This window comes from Methylobacterium sp. BI1, from assembly GCF_056680125.1.
Window position 1 is genome coordinate 1,329,973 of record NZ_CM155267.1, and the last position, 17,563, is coordinate 1,347,535.

The window sequence follows — 17,563 nt, forward strand, 5'->3', positions numbered from 1 at the left end:
CGTCAGCGGTTCTGGATTTCGGGCTCGCCTGCGGCGCCCCGAAATGGCGGAGTGGTGCCGGGAGCCCACGACCTCGCGTTCAGGAGTCGTTGTTTTCGCTGACGAATCGAGAGCGTATCGCGCGCAGCAACGCGTCAGCCTGGGGCCGCGCAGCGGAGCCCAGGATCCAGACACGCAAGGGGTGCCAGACATGACGCCGTCAGCGGCTCTGGATTCCGGGCTCGCCGACGGCGCCCCGGAATGACGGCGCGTTACAAAGTACGAACGCCCCGCATTCGGGAGCCGCTGTCGTTAAAAACCAGCCGGCGCGGGCCGGAGAGGCCCGCGGACCCGGACGGCTCCTTACTGGACGAGGCGCGGGCCGCCCGTCTGGACCTTCTCGTTCTCGGACATGATGCCGAGGCGCTTGGCGACCTCGGTGTAGGCCTCGATCAGGCCGCCGAGATCCTTGCGGAAGCGGTCCTTGTCGAGCTTGTCCGACGACTTGATGTCCCAGAGGCGGCAGGAATCCGGGGAGATCTCGTCGGCGACGACGATGCGCATCATGTCGCCTTCCCAGAGGCGGCCGGTCTCGATCTTGAAGTCGACGAGGCGGATGCCGACGCCGAGGAAGAGGCCGGACAGGAAGTCGTTGACCCGGATGGCCAGGGCCATGATGTCGTCGATCTCCTGGGGCGTCGCCCAGCCGAAGGCCGTGATGTGCTCTTCCGACACCATCGGGTCGTTGAGCGCGTCGTTCTTGTAGTAGAACTCGATGATCGAGCGCGGCAGCTGCGTGCCTTCCTCCAGGCCGAGGCGGGTGGCGAGCGAGCCGGCGGCAACGTTGCGCACCACCACCTCGAGCGGGATGATCTCGACTTCGCGGATCAGCTGCTCGCGCATGTTCAGGCGGCGGATGAAGTGCGTGGGCACGCCGATGTCGTTGAGGTGCTGGAAGACGAACTCGGAGATCCGGTTGTTCAGCACGCCCTTGCCGTCGATGACATCATGCTTCTGCGCGTTGAAGGCGGTGGCATCATCCTTGAAGTGCTGGATGAGCGTTCCCGGCTCCGGACCCTCGTAGAGGACCTTCGCCTTGCCCTCGTAGATGCGACGGCGGCGGTTCATAGGCGTGTACCGTGGTTTGAGGAAGTCCATGGGCCGTGACTCCTTGCGAGCGAACGATGCGGAATCCGCGGCGTGGCGGCCTGTGGGTGGGGCCGGGCCGAGAGACACGTCGTACGTCGAAAGCCTCCGCGACCGTGGCGCAAACTACCCGAAGGCGGCTGGCAGCACAACGCGCTGGCCGGATGGGACCCATGCCGCCCTGGGAGGACACCGGTGATAAAGCGGTGAACGGAATGGAGGCAAGGGGGGCGGCGAGGGAGGCCGCAAGGGGACCGATGCCTCAGGGGGAGGTGGGCCGGACCCGAGCCCCGTGCAAGCCCGGTTTTTTCGAACCGGCGGGCGCCGGTCCCGGAGTGGGCGGATCAGGGGGCCGGCGGATCACGGGGAAGGGGTCTTGGCCGGAAAGCGGCAGAGGTCGGCGATGGGGCAGCGATAGCATTCGGGCTTGCGCGCCTTGCAGATGTAGCGGCCGAACAGGATCAGCCAGTGATGGGCGTTGAGCCGGTAGGGCGCGGGCACGCGGGCCTCGAGCCCGGCCTGGACCTTGTCGGTGGTGGGGGCGACCACCAGCGGGATCCGGTTGGAGACCCGGAAGATGTGGGTGTCGACCGCGATGGTCTCCTCGCCGAAGGCGACGTTGCGGACCACGCTCGCGGTCTTGGTGCCGACCCCGGGCAGCACCTCCAGGGCCTCGCGGGTGCGGGGCACTTCGCCGCCATGCTCCTCCACCAGGATGCGCGACAGGGCGATCACGTTCTTCGCCTTGGTGTTGAACAGGCCGATGGTGCGGATGAAGTCGCGCACCCGCGCCTCGCCGAGGGCCAGCATCGCCGCCGGCGTGTCGGCGATGGCGAAGAGCGGCGCGGTGGCGAGGTTGACGCTGCGGTCGGTGGCCTGTGCCGAGAGCACCACCGCAACCAGGAGCGTGAAGGGGTTCTGGAATTCGAGCTCGGCGCGCGGTTCCGGATTGGCCGCGCTCAGGCGGGCGAAGATCTCCGAGACCGCCTCCGGCCCGACGGGCTCGGGCGTGGCGGGCGCGGCTGCGACGATCGGCGCGGCGAGGCGCGCGGAGATCGGCGATTTCCGGGGGCGGGTCGGCTGTCGGTTGGGCATCCCTGCGTTATATTCCCCGTATGGCGAGCGGCAATGACCACGTCCCTCCGATCGGCCGGCATCCGGACGGCCTCGATCCCGACAGCATGGACCGGCCTGTCTTCCAGGCCACCATCCGGCCGCACCAGTCCCTGGGGCCCGACGGCTTCCGCAACGTGATGATCGGCTGCTGCGCCGTCTCCCTCGTCACCTCGGTCGCCTGCGTCCGGGCCGGGTTCTGGCCGGTGGCGGGCTTCTTCGGCCTCGACATGATCGCCCTCTACGTGGCGCTGAAGGCGAGCTTCCGGCGCGGTCGCTCGTTCGAGGAGGTGGTCATCACTCCGATCGAGGTGATGCTCGCCCGGGTGACCCATCGCGGCGAGCGCCGGGAATGGCGCTTCAACCCGCTCTGGACCAAGCTCACCCGGGTGGAGGACGACGAGTACGGGATGCAGACCCTCACCCTCGAATCCCGCCGGGAATTCGTGGTGGTGGCCCGCGACGCCTCGCCTCCCGAGCGCGAGGTGATCGCCGACGGCCTGACCCGCGCCCTGGCGCAGGTGAAGAAGGGCTACTGATCCGGGGCGGATCGGCGCTGCGCCCCACATCGGGGAAAAGACTCCGGCCCGCCCGACACCCCGCACGCCATGATGTTGCGGGCGGATCGGCGCGGCCCGCATCGCCGGCCCTAGGCGGCCCTGACGGAGGCGACGAAGCGAACGACCTCCGCGTTCAGGTGCTCGGACTGGTGCGAGAGCTCGGAGGCCGCGCCCAGCACCTGGCTGGCCGCCGCACCGGTCTCGTCCGCCGCCTGGGCCACGCCCGAGATGTTCGTCGTGACCTCGATCGTGCCGGTGGAGGCCTGCGCCACGTTTCGAACGATCTCCTGGGTGGCGGCGCCCTGCTGCTCGACCGCCGCGGCGATGCTGGTGGCGACGTCGCTGATCTCCCGGATTCGGGTGCCGATCCCGCCGATGGCGGAGACGGCCTGGGCCGTCGCCCCCTGGATCTGCGCGATCTGCTGGCCGATCTCCGCCGTCGCCTTGCCGGTCTGGTTGGCGAGCTCCTTGACCTCGGCGGCGACCACCGCGAAGCCCCGGCCGGCCTCGCCGGCGCGCGCCGCCTCGATGGTCGCGTTCAGGGCCAGGAGGTTGGTCTGGCTGGCGATGGTGGCGATCATCGCCACGACATCGCCGATCCGGCCGGCGGCCTCGCTCAGCTCCTGCACCAGGGCGGCCGTCTGCGCCGCCTCGGCCACGGCGCTCTCGGCGAGCTCGGCCGACCCGCTGACCTGCCGTCCGATCTCGACCACGGAGGAGCCCAGCTCTTCCGCCGCCGCCGCCACCGTGTTGACGTTCGTGGCGGCTTCCTTCGCCGCGGCGGCCACCGTGGCGGATTGCGCGGCCGTCTCCGTGGCCGTCGTCGTCATCGTCTGCGCGGTGGCCTGCAGTTCCGTCGCCGAGGCCGAGACCATGGAGACGATGCCGCCCACGGCGGTCTCGAAGGAATCCGCGAGGGCGATCACGGCGTTCCGGCGCTCCCGCGCGGCCGCCTCCCGGTGCGAGAGCGCTTCCCGTTCGAGGGTCGCGTTCCGGCTCATCTGATCCTCGAAGACCTGGATGGCGGCCGCCATCCGGCCGATCTCGTCCCGGCGCGTCCGGTAGGCGATCTCGGCGCTCAGGTCGCCGGTGGAGATCCGCGTGAGCGTCTCGGTGATCACCTCGATCGGACCGAAGAGCCGCCGCTGCAGGATCCAGAAGCCGGCACCGATCAGGGCCAGGACGCCGGCGAGGATGCCGGTGTTCAGCACGAAGGTGGCGAAGGCCTGCCGGACCTGCTCCTGGGCGACCGTGACCACGGCATTCATCGCGAGGCTCGAGACATCGGCCACCGAGTTGATCGCCGGGATGAGTGTTTCCAGCCAGGCCGAGAAGGCCATCTCGGGCATCCGGTCGTTGTGCAGCGCGCCGAGGATCTTCTGCTGGACGGCCCCGAAGGCGTCCCCGAAATAAGCGGTGTCGGCGGTCGCGATCGCCTTGGCGGTGCTCTCCGGCAACGCGTAGGACTCGGCGATCAGCTTGACCCGGTCCCAGTAGGACTTCGTCTGGCCCTGGATGAAGACGATCCTGTCCTTCTGCGCCGGGGTAAGCGACGGTCCGCCGGTATAGGGGATGTGGGCGACCTCCCAGACGGAGCCGCCGATGCCGCGCGTCTGCCAGGCCAGCTGCTTCACGGTCGAGAGCTGCGCCGCCAGGGCGTTCGAGTCGCCGATGTCCCGATCGAGCAGGCGCGACAGCGCATCGATCGAGGACATCAGGGTCTGGCCGACGGTGAGCATGCTCCGCCCGACGGCGGGATCGCGTGCCGCCTTCGGCGCGTCGTAGGCCTCGTCCAGGGCCTTCCGGGTCTTCCGGAGGGCCTCCATGTTGTCCGCGACGCGCTGGAAGAGCCGGGCGCGCTCCGGATCGTCGAGGGCGGCCGCGACGGCGACGGCGTGCGCGAAGCCGGCATCGACCGTGCGGCGGTTCTCGTTGACCGACCGCCGCGCGCTCTCGAATTCCTGTCCCTGCAGCGACAGCACGTTGGGGCTGTCGGCCCGTTCCGAGAGGAGGCCCTTCTGCATAGTCAGCATGGCGTCCTCCACCCTGGCGTAGAGTTCGACCCGATTGAACAGCCGGAGTTCGTCCCAGGACGAGAGGACCTTGCTGGAGCTCATCATCGCCGCGATGGCGCTGATCATCACGATCACGCCGATCGCGAGGAGGCGGATGGAGATGACGAAACCTGTCGGTGAATGTCCGGACGTCGACGGTACGGGAACCGGGCGCATCAAGTGTGTCTCCAGGATACGGGCGTGCGAGGGAGGCGAGGCGCGGGGCTGTCGGCTCAGAGCCCCGGCCCGGTTGCGAGGCCGGCGAGGGTGAAGAGGTCGACGGAGAGCTTCGCGCCGACGACGAGGGCGTCGGGGATGTTCCTGGTGTAGGCGGGAAAGCGGGTCTGGTCGGGGTTGACGATGTACTGGAGGTTGGGGATGAGGCGGACGGCGGGGGTGACCTGGATGCCGTAGTTGAGCTCCATCATGATCTGCTGGCGGGGCAGGGGGCGGCCGAGGCCGAGGCTGGCCTGGACGGCGCTGATGTTGGACAGGGCCAGGGGCGAGAAGCGCTGGGTGTTGACGACGAAGCCGAGGGTGTCGAAGGGGCGGCCCGGGAAGGTGCCGGTCTGGAGGGCGCCGATCTCGAGGAAGTAGTCCTCGACGAGGCGCCCGGAGGTGCCCGCCATGGCGACGCCGAAGAGGGTCAGGCCCTGGATGGCGGCGGGATCGGGGCGCCAGACCATCTGGTCGAAGCGGGCATAGACGCCCGAGCGTCCGAAGCGGGTGGCGGGGGCGAGGCCGGTGAGGACGGCGCGCTGGCCGGTGAGGTCACGGACGGGGTCGGCGTAGTCGGAGGCGTCGTACCATCCGCCGATGCCGTAGTTGCGGGGCAGGGGATCGTTGGCGAAGGTGGTGGAGTAGCCGAGCCCGACGGGCAGGATCGCGCCGGTGGCGCCGCGGGTGGAGAAGTCGAGGCCGTTGTCGCCGGGCTGCTGGTGGCGGGGATTGACCTCGTAGACGCCGGCATGGACGAAGATTCGGTCGGTGAGCCAGGCCTTGGCGTGGGCGCCCCAGCTGGCGACGGGCCAGAAGGTGAAGTTCGAGGTCTTGAAGACGAAGGTCGGGTTTCCGCAGGCGGAATTGGACTGGAAGTTGCAGTAGATCGGCGAGTTGAGGAAGGCGATGTTGGCCACGAGGCGGCCGAACTCGACCACGAGGCGGTCGTCGAGGAGCTTCTGCTCGTAGCTGAGCAGGGTGAGGCGGGTGGTCTGGCCCCCGCCGTAGATTTCCTGGACGGAGGTGTTGTTGCCGATGAAGTCGCCCGCGAGGTTGTCGCCGTGGCGGTTGGTGACGGCGACGTGGAGGGCGCCGCCGGCGAGGCCGGCGATGCGGTCGAGGTCGGCGTCGATGCCGAAGAACAGCTGCCCGGCATAGGCGCTACCCTGGCGGATGCCGCCGATGGGGTTGGCGGCGGCCTGACCGGTGTAGTTGGCGCTGAGGCTGAGGCCGTGGCCGAGGTCGAACACGCCGGGGGGCAGGGTGGCGGGGGTGGCGCTCTGGCCGAGGGTGTCCGCGGCGCCCGCCGCGCTCTGGGCCCCCGTGATGTCCTGGCCGTCCGCTCGGGGCGAGCGGGTACGGGCCGGTCGATCCCCGGCGACGTCGCTCCGCACCTGCGCGGTGGCCGTCACGGACCAGGTCAAGGCGCAGGCTAGGACTGCGGAAAACTGTCTGACGTTCACGAGATCTTCCCTTCGCCCTGAATGCAGCGCGGATTATCGGCAATCGAGTTTGAAATCTGTACTTTTGCTTCTAGAACATAACGGTTAAAACATTGTTAAAGTGAACGTTATGTGTTCCGGTATTGGGAAACAAACCGACTATAGGCGTCGTAAGATTGAAAAACTCAGATACGGATTGCGGGAGAACAGGCGGAAAAGGACCGCTAAATTGAGCTATAATGGGTCTTGTTTCGCGGGCGGTCGATCGGGCGCCCCGGGGCATCGATCCGAGGGGAGCGCCACCGGTGTCGGCGGGGCGACTGCGCCGACATGACCAAATTGTCATGCCCCCGCCAGCATCGCGCAACGGACCCGCACCTAGCGTTCGACCGACGATCCGGCATCGAGGAACGCGGCATGGGTATTCCCGGACAAGTCGGTTTCCGAGACGCGGGCGAGCCCCTATCACTCCGTCCCATGCGTCTGCTCATCATCGAGGACGACCGCGAGGCGGTCGCTTACCTGGTCAAGGCTTTTCGCGAGGCCGGGCACGTGCCGGATCAGGCATCCGACGGCCTCGACGGCTACGCCCTGGCCCAGGAGGGCGACTACGACGTGCTCATCGTCGACCGCATGCTGCCCAAGCTCGACGGCCTGTCGCTGATCCGCTCGCTCCGCGAGCAGGGCGTGACCACGCCGGTGCTGATCCTCTCGGCCCTCGGCCAGGTGGACGACCGGGTGAAGGGCCTGCGGGCCGGGGGCGACGACTACCTGCCCAAGCCCTACGCCTTCTCCGAGCTGCTCGCCCGGGCCGAGGTGCTGGCCCGCCGCCGGGCCGGGCCGGGCGCGGCCGCGGAGGCGACCGCCTACCGGGTCGGCGACCTCGAGCTCGACCGCCTGTCCCACCGCGTCACCCGGGCGGGGCACGAGATCGTGCTGCAGCCGCGCGAATTCCGCCTGCTCGAGTACCTGATGCGCCATGCCGGGCAGGTCGTGACCCGGACGATGCTGCTGGAGCACGTCTGGGACTATCATTTCGACCCGCAGACCAACGTCATCGACGTCCACGTCTCGCGCCTGCGCGCGAAGGTGGACAAGGATTTCGAGCACCCGATCATCCACACCGTGCGCGGCACCGGCTACGTGCTGCGCGTCGACGAGGCGCGCGCCCCGGGACCCTCGGCGTGACGCGCGGCACGAGATCCCGGACGTGACGAACCTCGACGACGCCCCGGCCGGGCGCCTCGGCAACCTGTTCCGCACGACGGCCTTCAAGCTGTCCTTCGCCTACCTGGTGGTCTTCGCCACCTTCGCCCTGCTGGCGCTCGGCTACGTGGCCTGGAACGCCAGCCGGGCCCTGGACGACCAGATGGTCTCCACCATCGAGGCCGAGATCAACGGCCTGTCCGAGCAGTACAAGGTCGGCGGCCTAAGGCGGCTGATCTCCGCGGTGGAGCGGCGGGCGGGCGAGCCCGGGGCCTCGCTCTACCTCGTCACCAACGCGGCCGGCGAGCGCCTCGTCGGCAACATCGACGCCCTGCCTACCGGGCTCATCGTCGATCCCGGCCAGACCGAGGCCAACTACGCCCGCATCGGCGGTGCACGCGACCTCGAGCACCGGGCGATCATGCAGATCTTCGTCCTTCCGGGGGGCTTCCGGCTCCTGGTCGGCCGCGACGTGGCCGAGCGCGACCGCCTGCGCGTGGTGATCGGCCGGACCTTCGGCTCGTCGGTGGGGCTGGTGGTGCTCCTCGGGGTCATCGGCGCCTGGTTCATCGCCAGCCGGGTGCTGAAGCGCGTCGACGCCATGACGGAGACAACCCGCCGGATCATGGCGGGCGACCTCGACGGACGCCTCGCCGTGGCGGGGACCGGCGACGAGCTCGACCGGCTGGCGCGCAACCTCAACGCCATGCTGGAGCGGATCGGCGAGCTGATGCGCGGCCTGCGCGACGTCTCCGACAACATCGCCCACGACCTCAAGACGCCCCTGACCCGCCTGCGCAACCGGGCCGAGGAGGCCCTGCGCACGGCCGAGACGCCGGACGCCCTGCGGGCGGCGATGGAGGGGGTGATCGAGGAGAGCGACGGGCTGATCCGGATCTTTAACGCGCTCCTGATGATCGCCCGGCTGGAGGGCGTGAACGCCCGCGAGGACTTCCAGACCTTCGACGTCGCCGCCGTGGTGCAGGCTGTGGCCGAGCTCTACGAGCCCTTGGCCTCCGAGCAGGGCCTGGCGCTGCACGTGGAGACCGCGGGCGCGCCCCTGACCCTGCGCGGCAGCCGCGAGCTGATCGGGCAGGCGCTCGCCAACCTCGTCGACAACGCGGTGAAGTATGGCGGGCCCAGCGGCGAGATCCGCCTCAGCGCGGCGCGGGTCGGCGACACCGTGCGCCTCGGCGTCGCCGATTCCGGCCCGGGCATCCCCAGCGAGGCCCGCGGCCGGGTGCTCGACCGCTTCGTCCGGCTGGAGGAGGCGCGCTCGCGGCCGGGCTTCGGCCTGGGCCTGAGCCTCGTCAACGCGGTGGTGCGCCTGCACCAGGGCACGCTGGCGCTGGAAGACCATGCCCCCGGGCTCGCCGTCGTGATAACCCTGCCGGCCGGAGATCCGACGGGAGGGTAGGGCATGAACCAGGCCGCCGACGCGCAGAGCCGCAGCCTCCGGGCGCGCCTGTCCGCTGCCCCGGTCCTGTCCGATCCCGAGGCTGCGGCCGCGCGGCTGGCCGAGGTCGCGCCCGCCTGGCCGGCGGGTTTCCTCGACGGACCCCTGCGGGCGCTGCTCCTCGGCCTCGCCGACCATTCCGCCTTCCTCTGGCAGCTGGTCGCCCGGGCACCCGAGCGCCTCGCCGCCCTGGTCGAGGCCGAGCCGGAAGCGGCCCTGGCGGATCTCGTTGCCCGACAGCGGGCGGCGGGGCGCGGACCGGACCTCGACGCCGTCGCGAAAGAGCTCCGCCGGAACCGGGCCGAGCACGCGCTGCTGGTGGCGTTGGCCGATATCGGCGGCCTCTGGCCGCTCGCCACCGTCACCCGCGCCCTCTCGGACTTCGCCGACGCCTCGGTGCGGGCGGCCGCCGACGCCATGCTGCTCCAGGCCGCGGCCGCCGGGCGCTTCCTGCCCCGCGATCCGGACGCGCCGCAGGCCGGCTCAGGCCTGATCGTCCTGGCTCTGGGCAAGCACGGGGCCGGCGAGCTCAACTATTCGAGCGACATCGACCTCGTCGTCTTCTTCGACCCCGAGACCGCGCCCCTGAAGGCGGACCTGCCGGCGACGCCGTTCTTCAGCAAGCTGGCGCAGGGGATGGCCAAGCTGCTGCAGGAGCGCACCGCCGACGGCTACGTCCACCGGGTCGATTACCGCCTGCGTCCGGACCCGGGCTCGACCCCGGCGGCGCTCTCGCTGAACGCCGCCTACGTCTATTACGAGAACCTCGGCCAGAACTGGGAGCGGGCGGCCTACATCAAGGCGCGGGCGATCGCGGGCGACGTCCCGGCCGGGGAGGCGTTCCTGGCGAACCTGCGCCCCTTCGTCTGGCGCAAGTACTTCGACTTCGCCTCCATCGCCGACGTGCACGCCATGAAGCGCCAGATCCACGCGGTGCGCGGCCACGACACGATCGCGCTGGCGGGCCACGACATCAAGCTCGGGCGCGGCGGCATCCGGGAGATCGAGTTCTTCGTCCAGACCCAGCAGCTGGTCTTCGGGGGGCGCCGGCCGGAGCTGCGCGGGCGCGGTACCGTCGCCATGCTCGACGGCCTGACGCGCGACGGCTGGATCGACGCCACCGCACGCGACGACCTCACGGCGGCCTACGATTTCCTGCGCACCATCGAGCACCGCCTGCAGATGCTGCGGGACGAGCAGACCCAGCGCCTGCCGAGCGAGGCCGAAGACCTCGACCGCTTCGCGCGGTTCGCCGGCTTCGCGACCCTGGCGGATTTCGAGACGGCCCTGTTCCACCATGCCCGCCGGGTGCAGGGCCACTACGCCCTGCTGTTCGAGGCCGAGCCCGACCTCTCCGCGGCGGTCGGCGACCTCGTCTTCAGCGGCACCGGCGACGATCCGGCGACCCTCGCGACCCTGACCAAGCTCGGCTTCCGCGAGCCCGAGCGGGCGGTGGAGACGGTGCGCGGCTGGCATTTCGGCCGGCGCCCCGCCGTGCGGACGCCCCGTGCCCGCGAGGTGCTGACCGAGCTGGTGCCGGTGCTGATGCAGGCGCTGGGCGGCACCGCCCACCCGGACGCCGCCCTCGACACCCTCGACCGGGCCTTCGCTCGGATGCCGGCCGCCCTCGAGCTCCTGACCATCCTGCGCTCGAACGAGCGCCTGCGCCTGCTCTTCGCCGACCTCCTCGGCACGGCGCCGCGCCTCGCCGAGACCGTCGCCTTCAGCCCCCACGTCCTCGACGCGGTGATCGACCGGGACTTCGCCGAGGCCGGCACGGAGCCCGAGGCCCTGGCCCAGCAGGTCCGCGCCCGCCTCGGACAGCCGAGCGACCACGAGGACTTCCTCGACCGCGTCCGGGACGCCGCCCGCCAGCTCCGCTTCCTCACCGGGGCCCGGCTCCTCTCCGGCATCCTCTCCCCCGAGGAGGCCGGCCGCGCCTTCGCGGGCATCGCCGACGCGGTGATCGCCGTCACCGTGGAGCGGGTCTCGGACAGCTTCTTCGCCGAGCACGGGGCGGTGCCGAAGGGACGCCTCGCGGTGCTCGGCCTCGGGCGCCTCGGCGCGCGCCAGCTGACGGCGGATTCCGATCTCGACCTCGTGCTGGTCTACGACTTCGACCCCGACGACCGCACCAGCGCCGGCCCGAAACCCCTCGACGCGGCGGTGGCCTACAACCGTCTCGCCCAGCGCATCGTCGCCGCCCTCACGGTGCCGACCCGGCGCGGACACCTCTACGAGGTCGACCTGCGCCTGCGCCCGGGCGGCGGCCAGGGCCCGGTGGCGGTGCAGTGGCGCAGCTTCCGCAGCTACCACGCCGAGGAGGCCGAGCTCTGGGAGCACATGGCCCTGACCCGGGCCCGGGTGGTCGCCGGCGATGCCGGCCTCGGTGCCGCGCTCGACGACGAGATCCGCGCCCTCGTGGCCCGGCCGCGGGACCCGGCCGAGGTCCGGCGCGCGGTGCGCGAGATGCGCGCCCTCGTGGAGCGGGAGAAGGGCCATCGCGGCCCCCTCGACTTGAAGCTCGCCCCCGGCGGCCTCCTCGACCTCGACTTCCTGGCCCAGGCCCTGGTGCTCGGGCAGGCCCATCGCCGGCCCGACCTCGTCGGCCTCGGGGCCTGCGCGGTCTTCGCCAAGGCGGCCGAGCACGGCGACCTCCCGCGGCCCGACGCCGAGCGCCTGATCGAGGCCTATCGCCAGTTCGACGACGTGCTGCACTGGCAGCGCCTGATGGTGGAGGGCGACCCGGCCGAGGCCTCCCCGGTGGCCCTCTCCCGCCTCGCCGTCGCCACGGGCGCCCCGGATTCGGGCCGCCTGATCGCTCAGCTGGACGAGACGCGCGCGGAGATCCGGGCGCTGTTCGAGCGCCTGATGGCGGGGTGAAGGGCGCCTCCCTCTCCCCCTTGTGGGGAGAGGTTTGGCGTGGGGGGGGCGCCAGCCTCCGCAAGTCGAGGGTCGCCCAGCCACCCCCACCTCCATCTCCTCCCCACAAGGGGGAGGAGGGCCGCGCGCGCCTCCATCGTCAGTGACCAGAACCCCAAAAAACGTCAGGCCGACGCCGGCACCGCCTCCGGCGGGCGCGGGGTGGCGCCGGCGGCGTCGCGGAGGGAGGCGACGGTCTCCTGGGCGGCGTCGGCCACGAGGGTGCGGCGGCTCTCCGCGGTGGGGATCGGCAGGCGCACCATCACGATGGTGCCGAGGCCCTCCTGGGAGCGGATGCGCAGGGCGCCGCCGTGGAGTTCGGCCATCGACCGCGCGATGGCGAGGCCGAGGCCGGAGCCCTTGTGGCTGCGGGTGAGGTTGGTCTCGACCTGCTGGAACGGCGCGCCGAGGCGGCGCAGGGCCGATTTCGGGATGCCGATGCCGGTATCCTCGACGTAGATGTGCACGTTGGCCCCGGCCGGCCGCGCCTTGATGATGATGCGGCCGTCGCCGGGGGGCGTGAACTTCACCGCGTTCTGCACGAGGTTGGTGAGGATCTGGTGCAGCGCGCGCTCGTCGGCGAGCACGGTCAGGGCCTCGACCACGTCCACGTTGATCGTCAGGGATTTCGCCCGGGCCGCCTCGCCCACGAGCTTCAGGGTGCCCTCGATCGCCTCCGCCACCGCGATCTCGCGCGGGGCGAGCTTCACCGTCTGGGCCTCGATGCGCGACATGTTCAGGATGTCGTCGATGACCGAGAGCAGGTAGTCGCCGCTGGTGCGGATGTCCCGGCAATAGTCGGTGTAGCGGGGGGAGCCGAGGGTGCCGTAGACCTCGCTCTCCATCAGCTCGGCGAAGCCCATGATGGCGTTGAGCGGCGTGCGCAGCTCGTGGCTCATGTTGGCCAGGAATTCGGACTTGGCCTGGTTGGCGCCCTCGGCCTGGGCCTTCTGGTCGAGGTAGCGCTCGGCAAGGTCGGCGAGCTGCTGGGTCTGGAGCTCCAGGGTCCGGCGGGAGCGCTTCAAGTCCCGCACGGTCTCGATCAGCTCGCGCTCGGACTGGACCAGCTGCTCTTGGTGGCGCTTGAGGCTGGTGATGTCGGTGCCCACGGAGACGTAGCCGCCGTCCTTGGTGCGGCGCTCGCTGATCTGCAGCCAGCGCCCATCGGTGAGCTCGGCCTCGAAGGTGCGGGCGGTGGCGCCGCTCGGTTCCAGGTCGCGCAGCTCGCGCCGCACCGGCGGCAGCACGCCCCGGCCCATGATCTCGGCGTAGCGCCGGCCCGGGATCGCATCCTCCGGGCTGAGGGCATGGAGGTGGCGGAACTTCGAGTTGCAGAGGACGAGGCGGTTGCCGGTGTCCCAGAGCACGAAGGCCTCGGAGATGGCCTCGACTGCGTCGCGCAGGCGCATGTCGGCGGTGGCGTTGAGCTCTGCGAGGTTGCGCTGCTCGGTGACGTCGAGGGCGATGCCGACGAGGTGGCGGCCCCCGTCGATCGTATCCGGCACGATCTCGGCCCGCATCCGCATCCAGACCCAGTTTCCGGTGGCGCCGCGCACCCGGAACTCGTGGTCGACGGTGGACTGGCTCGCGGCGAGGTGCCGGGCGAGGCTGTAGAGGTCGCCGTCGTCGGGATGCACCAGGGCGTTGACGTCGCCGAAGGACAGGAACTCGCGCTCGCGGTGATAGCCCAGCAGCGCGTACATCGAGTCGGACCAGTAGATCCGCCCGCGCGGGATGTCCCAGTCCCAGAGGCCGCAGCGACCGCGGCCGAGGGCGGTGTCGAGGCGCTGCTTGATCTCCTCGCAGACCCGGTCGACGGCGTAGGCCCGGCGGGTCTGCAGGGCGTAGGCGATGCCGGTGCCGATGATGACCAGGGCGGCGGCGCCGAGGAGGATCGCCTGGTTGCGCATCCGCGTGGTCCAGGCGGCGGTGATGGCGGTGAGCGGCTGGAGCACCGCGACCTGGCCGCGCCCGGCGGGCAGGTTGCGCAGCGCCGCGATCACCACGGAGCCGTCCGCCAGGGTCACGGTCATCACGCCGGCGCTCTCGCCCAGGGTGGAGAGCGCCTGCATCTCCCCGAGATGCTGGGTCAGGGTGCGGCGGGGGCCGGGCAGGGGCGGATTGGCCGCCACGATGACGTCGTTGGGCGAGATCAGCAGGATCTGGCGACCGGCATGGAGCAGGCCCGGCGGCAGCAGGGCGCCGAGGTTGCGGTGGGCCGCCTCGCCCTTGGCCTCACCGTCGATGTCGACACCGGCGAAGGCTGCCGCGGCGAGGCGGGTCACCGCCTCCACGTCGGTGGTGGCCGCCCGGATCACCTCCTCGCGCTGGGCCTGCAGCAGCATGGCCGCCACCGCGCCGAGGCAGATCAGGAACGTGGCGAAAAGCGCCGGCAGGGCGAAGCGCAGCCAGGTCTCGGCACGCACGAAACGGACATGAGCGGCGTGTTGCGGCCGGTGGATGCCAAGAATCGTATCCGCGCGCGCGGAGAGGGAAGCGGAATCCGCCTCCAGCATGGACTAACTCCGCCGTTGGGATTTGTGCACCGGGAAGGCGGGGCTGCCCCGCTTTCCGAATCGTATACGATTCAACATTTCCGGTGGGGTTTTGTCCACGCGTTTTTTCCGGCCACGCTTGACTCCCGAGGCGAATCTGGGGCGCGGAATCGACGTCGGGAGAGGCCGAAAAAACGATTCTGTTCAGGCACTTGCTAGCCGGCTAGGGTCCGCTCGAGGATGTCCCCGACGTCCCGTGACAGACCGGCAACAGCGCGAATTTTCAGCAATGTGGATTCGGCCCGTCCGCGCCGCTCCGGCTCCATCATCCGCCACGATCCGAAGGCCGTCAGGAGGCGCGCGGCCACCTGCGGGTTGGTCTTGTCGAGGGCCAGAACCGTCTCTGCCACAAGGGCATAGCCGGCGCCGTCGGGGCGGTTGAACTGGGTCGGGTTGCCCATGCTGAAGCTGCCGATCAGGGACCGGACGCGGTTCGGATTGGTCATCGAGAAGGCAGGGTGATTCTGCAGCCGGCGGATGCGCTCGGGGGTTTCGGCCTCGGGAATCCCGGCCTGGATCGCCAGCCACTTGTCGAGGACCAGGGGTTCGGCGCGGTAGGTCTCGGCGAATCGGTCGAGCGCCGATTCGCGCTCGGGCCCCGGAACCTGGGACAGGACCGCGAGGGCCGCGAGGCGGTCGGTCATCGTCGTCGCCGCCGCCATCTGGTGCGCGGCGAGGAGGGTCGCGGAATCCGGGTCGGCCGCCGCCACGAGGTCGAGGGCGGCGTTGCGAAAGGCGCGCCGGCCGGCGGCCGCGGCCTCGGGACTGAACGGCGTGCCGGGCGCGTCCGCCAGCGCATCGCGCAGGGCGAGGAGCTGCGGCTTCAGCCGCGTTCCCAGCGCCCGGCGCAGGGCGTGCCGGGCCCGGTGGATCGCGTCCGGGTCGATCTCCGTGGCGATCTCGTTGGCGACGTCCGCCTCGCTTGGCAGGGCGAGGACCAGGGCGGCGAAGGCCGGGTCGGCCAGGGCCTCGCCCTCCAGGAACCCGGCGAGCGCCGCGCCGAACCCCTCCGCCCCGGCCTCCGGCAGGGTGCCCGCGCGGGTCCCCTGCACGAGTAGGCGCATGGCCACGCTCTGGGCCGCCTGCCAGCGGTTGAACGGGTCGGTGTCGTGGCGCAGCAGCGTCAGCGTGTCGGCATCGGTCATCTCGATCTCGACCCGCACCGGGGCGGAGAAGCCGCGGAACAGCGAGGGCACGGGTCGCACGGGCACGTCGGTGAAGGTGAGGTTGTCGCTGGCCCGGTCGAGCACGAACACGCCATCCGCGACCCGGTCGCTCGCCACATCGAGGGGGCCATCCGGACCGATCAGGCCGAGGCGGATCGGGATCACCAGGGGCGGGGCGTCGGCCGCGCCGGGCAGACTCTGGCGGAAGGCGAGGCTGTAGGTCCGGGCCTCCGCATCGTAGCGGCCCTGCACCGCCACCCGTGGCGTGCCGGGGCGCGCGTACCAGCGGGCGAAGGCGTCGAGGTCGCGGCCGGAGGTGGCCGCGAAGGCGGCGAGGAAATCCTCCACCGTCGCGGCGGTGCCGTCATTGTCGGTGAAGTAGCGGTCCATCCCGGCCCGGAAGGCGTCCGCGCCGAGGAGCGTGCGCAGCATCCGCACGATCTCGGCGCCCTTCTCGTAGACGGTGGCCGTGTAGAAGTTGTTGATCTCGGTGTAGTGCCGCGGCCGCACCGGGTGGGCCAGCGGCCCCGCATCCTCGGGGAACTGGCGCGCCCGCAGGGTGCGGACCTCGCCGATGCGATGCACCGCGCGGGAGCGCATGTCGGACGAGAATTCCTGATCGCGGAAGACCGTCAGGCCCTCCTTGAGGCAGAGCTGGAACCAGTCGCGGCAGGTGATGCGGTTGCCGGTCCAGTTGTGGAAGTACTCGTGCGCGATGATCGCCTCGATGGCGGCGTAGTCCGCGTCGGTGGCCGTCTCGGGCGAGGCGAGGACGTAGCGGTCGTTGAAGATGTTGAGGCCCTTGTTCTCCATCGCGCCCATGTTGAAGTCCGAGACCGCGACGACGTTGAAGACGTCGAGGTCGTAGGCGCGGCCGAAAGCGGTCTCGTCCCAGGCCATCGAGCGCGCCACCGCGTCGAGGGCGTAGTCGGCCCGCTCCGCCTTGCCGGGCTCGACATAGACGGCGAGCTCCACCGTACGGCCCTCGCTGGTGGTGAAGGGGCGCCGGACGCGGTCGAGGCGGCCCCCCACCAGGGCGAACAGGTAGGCGGGCTTCGGGTGGGGATCGTGCCAGATCGCGTAGTGGCGGCCGGGGCCGGCCGCGCCGGAGTCCACCCGGTTGCCGTTGCCGAGCAGCACCGGCGCCGCCTCGCGATCGGCTTCGATCCGCGTGGTGTAGACCGCCATCACGTCGGGCCGGTCGAGGAAGTAGGTGATCCGCCGGAAGCCGTCGGCCTCGCACTGGGTACAGTAGACGCCGTTCGAGCGGTACAGCCCCATCAGCTTGGTGTTGGCGCTCGGATCGATCCGGGTCTCGATGCCGAGGGAGAAGGGGCCCGCCGGCGGGCGGTGCAGGGTCAGGCCGGAGGGCGCGAGGCTGTAGGCCTCGGGCGCGAGGTCGGCGCCGTCGAGGGTGAGGCGCTCCAGCACCAGGTCCTCGCCGTCGAGGACGAGCGGAGCGCCGGGGTGCCCGGCCGGGTTGGGCGCCAGGCTGAGCCGGGCCCGGACGCGGGTCTCGGTGGGGTGCAGGGCGACGTCGAGATCCACCGTGTCGATCCGGTAGTCGCTGGGGCGGTAATCCTCCAGGCGGATCGGGATCGGGGCTTCGGTGCGCATGCGGATTCCTCAGGCTGGGCCCCCACTGTGCTGGGTGCGCCGCGGCGGCGCAACGCGCAGGGACGCCGGCGCGTTGACGCGCGCCCCGCGTTGACGCCCGACGGCGCCGGACCACATAGGCGCTAGTC

The 17,563-nt window shown here is 70.9% G+C and carries 10 protein-coding genes; 4 read left to right on the forward strand and 6 right to left on the reverse strand.

Annotation, left to right across the window (positions count from 1 at the left end; genetic code table 11):
- Positions 1 to 342: 342 nt before the first annotated feature.
- Positions 343 to 1,137: a phosphoribosylaminoimidazolesuccinocarboxamide synthase gene (gene purC / locus AC1MGR_RS06470; protein WP_055955211.1), complete on the reverse strand. Its 795-nt coding sequence runs from the start codon at positions 1,135 to 1,137 to the stop codon at positions 343 to 345.
- Positions 1,138 to 1,485: 348 nt separating this feature from the next.
- Positions 1,486 to 2,220, reverse strand: a complete 735-nt coding sequence (gene nth, locus AC1MGR_RS06475; RefSeq protein ID WP_108039220.1) for an endonuclease III — start codon at positions 2,218 to 2,220, stop codon at positions 1,486 to 1,488.
- 20 nt (positions 2,221 to 2,240) lie between these two features.
- On the opposite strand from nth, the gene AC1MGR_RS06480 reads away from it, so the two are divergent.
- Positions 2,241 to 2,777, forward strand: a complete 537-nt coding sequence (locus tag AC1MGR_RS06480; protein WP_480234035.1) for a DUF2244 domain-containing protein — start codon at positions 2,241 to 2,243, stop codon at positions 2,775 to 2,777.
- 110 nt (positions 2,778 to 2,887) lie between these two features.
- Here the strand turns inward: AC1MGR_RS06480 and AC1MGR_RS06485 are convergent, their stop codons facing one another.
- Both AC1MGR_RS06485 and AC1MGR_RS06490 read right to left on the reverse strand, forming a co-directional pair.
- Positions 2,888 to 5,029, reverse strand: coding sequence for a methyl-accepting chemotaxis protein (locus tag AC1MGR_RS06485; protein ID WP_480234036.1), 2,142 nt, complete (start codon positions 5,027 to 5,029; stop codon positions 2,888 to 2,890).
- A gap of 56 nt (positions 5,030 to 5,085) precedes the next feature.
- Positions 5,086 to 6,465 (reverse strand): carbohydrate porin, encoded by a 1,380-nt coding sequence (locus AC1MGR_RS06490; RefSeq protein ID WP_480234732.1) that lies wholly within the window; start codon positions 6,463 to 6,465, stop codon positions 5,086 to 5,088.
- Between the two features lie 525 nt (positions 6,466 to 6,990).
- On the opposite strand from AC1MGR_RS06490, the gene AC1MGR_RS06495 reads away from it, so the two are divergent.
- The 3 genes from AC1MGR_RS06495 to AC1MGR_RS06505 are packed head-to-tail and all read left to right on the forward strand — an operon-like array spanning position 6,991 to position 12,058.
- Entirely contained in the window at positions 6,991 to 7,701 is a 711-nt protein-coding gene (locus AC1MGR_RS06495; protein WP_108038039.1) for a response regulator transcription factor, read from the forward strand.
- Between the two features lie 22 nt (positions 7,702 to 7,723).
- Positions 7,724 to 9,136 carry an ATP-binding protein gene (locus AC1MGR_RS06500; protein WP_108038037.1) on the forward strand — a complete coding sequence of 471 codons (1,413 nt, stop codon included), beginning with the start codon at positions 7,724 to 7,726 and terminating at the stop codon, positions 9,134 to 9,136.
- Positions 9,137 to 9,139: 3 nt separating this feature from the next.
- Positions 9,140 to 12,058, forward strand: coding sequence for a bifunctional [glutamine synthetase] adenylyltransferase/[glutamine synthetase]-adenylyl-L-tyrosine phosphorylase (locus AC1MGR_RS06505; protein WP_480234037.1), 2,919 nt, complete (start codon positions 9,140 to 9,142; stop codon positions 12,056 to 12,058).
- A gap of 164 nt (positions 12,059 to 12,222) precedes the next feature.
- Here the strand turns inward: AC1MGR_RS06505 and AC1MGR_RS06510 are convergent, their stop codons facing one another.
- Together AC1MGR_RS06510 and pepN are read right to left on the reverse strand one after the other, a co-directional pair.
- The gene (locus tag AC1MGR_RS06510; protein ID WP_480234038.1) at positions 12,223 to 14,613 is read right to left on the reverse strand and encodes a PAS domain-containing sensor histidine kinase; all 2,391 of its coding nucleotides are present in this window, start codon (positions 14,611 to 14,613) and stop codon (positions 12,223 to 12,225) included.
- Between the two features lie 194 nt (positions 14,614 to 14,807).
- Positions 14,808 to 17,435 (reverse strand): aminopeptidase N, encoded by a 2,628-nt coding sequence (gene pepN / locus AC1MGR_RS06515; RefSeq protein WP_480234039.1) that lies wholly within the window; start codon positions 17,433 to 17,435, stop codon positions 14,808 to 14,810.
- Between the last annotated feature and the right edge of the window lie 128 nt (positions 17,436 to 17,563).